The following is a 1,572-nucleotide window of genomic DNA, read 5'->3' as shown; positions in this document are numbered from 1 at the left end:
GGCTGTTATCTATCCTGTAACAGATTTAGATTATAACATATGGGATAATGAAGAACATTTTCCTTTTGAAAAAAAATTACAGCTTATGAGCTGGGATCAAATGAGGGAGATGCTAAAATCAGGATTAGTAGAATTTGGAGGACATACAAGAAATCATTGTGATCTTCTAGTAGTTGATAGAGAGATAGCATTTAATGAAATTAAAGAGTGTAAGGAGATTTTAGAAAAAGAATTGAATAGAGAGGTACTATCTTTTTCTTATCCTTTTGGTAGATTTAATGACAGCCATAAAATTATGTTACGAGATATAAGATATAAGTATGGAATAGCTATAGAGAGTGGACCAGCCAATTTTGGTGAAGAACCCTACAGTATTAGAAGAATTGAAATTTATGATAGAGTTAATATAAGACAGTATAAAAGAATGATAGGTGGAAATTATAACAGAAGAAAAATAAGGGTTGAAAAATTAAAAAAAATTGTAAAAAAAGTTATTGGGTGGGATAAATAGTTTCTAAAAATATGAAAACAGGTGAAAAAATGTCAGAAGAGATAGTAGTTAGCATTTGTTGTTTAAGTTATAATCATGAAAATTATATAGTTGATGCATTAGAGGGATTTTTAACTCAGAAGGTAAATTTTAAATATGAAATACTTATTCATGATGACGCTTCAACAGATAAAACTTCAGAAATTTTAATGAAATATGAGCAAAAATATCCTGATTTAATAAAGGTAATTTATCAAAAAGAAAATCAGTATTCAAAAGGTGAATGTGTTTCTAAATTTTTATATGAAAAATCTAAAGGGAAATATTTGGCTCTATGTGAAGGCGACGATTATTGGATTGATAAAACAAAATTGCAAAGACAAGTGGATTTTTTAGAAAAAAATAGTGATTATATAGCTACATATCATAATGTGCTGGTTGTAGATAAGAATAAAAATAAACTAAAAGAATATCAAGATATGCATCCTCTGTATAAAGAGCATGATATAGTAAAAGAAAATTTAAATCAAATCTATCTTTGTGGTCAAACTGCAAGTCTTGTATGTAAAAACTTTTGGAAAAATTGGAGTGAAAAAGAAAAAAATATTTTTTGTTCAAAAAAAGCTCCTGGAGATGGAAAGTTAAGTTTAGTATTATTATTGATGGGAAAAGTACATTTTTTTAGGGAGATTATGTCTTGTTATAGAGTGGTTTTAGATGGAAATAGTTGGACAGCTAAATCTAAAAATAAAAATCAGGCATTGTTGCAATATGATATTTTAATGGATTTGAAGAGATTGGCTGATGAGATGTTTAAATATGATTATAATGTGGATATTAATAGTTTTATAACATATAGTTTTAAAATATTTTTAAAAAAATTAACTTATTCAGATATGAAGATATTTTTTTATCTATTGAATCAAAGAAAAAGTTATTTCGATGTGATTTATTACACCTTAAAAAAAATAAGTGGAGTAAGGGAAGAGAGGAATGAATCATATCCACCATTAATTCAAAGTGTAGAAAAAGATTTAAAAGGAAGTTATTATGAAAACTAATTTAAAATCAAAGGTAATTTC

Annotated in this window: 2 protein-coding genes; both read left to right on the top strand. The window is 26.3% G+C overall.

Annotated elements, in window-relative coordinates:
• The coding region (locus tag ACMOUI_RS07460) for a polysaccharide deacetylase family protein (RefSeq protein ID WP_418965102.1) at positions 1-511 on the top strand (511 nt) is incomplete at its 5' end.
• A 29-nt stretch (positions 512-540) separates the two neighbouring features.
• Complete coding sequence (locus tag ACMOUI_RS07455) at positions 541-1,551, top strand: glycosyltransferase family 2 protein (protein ID WP_418965101.1); 1,011 nt, start codon at positions 541-543, stop codon at positions 1,549-1,551.
• Positions 1,552-1,572: the final 21 nt, after the last annotated feature.

Source organism: Cetobacterium sp., assembly GCF_048470075.1.
Classification (GTDB): domain Bacteria; phylum Fusobacteriota; class Fusobacteriia; order Fusobacteriales; family Fusobacteriaceae; genus Cetobacterium_A.
Note: the sequence above shows the minus strand (reverse complement) of the source record. Positions and strands in the feature narration are given on the sequence as shown.

Coding starts and splice junctions, on each gene's coding strand:
- ACMOUI_RS07455 (WP_418965101.1), top strand. CDS start 541: ATGTCAGAAGAGATAGTAGTTAGCATTTGTTGTTTAAGTTATAATCAT.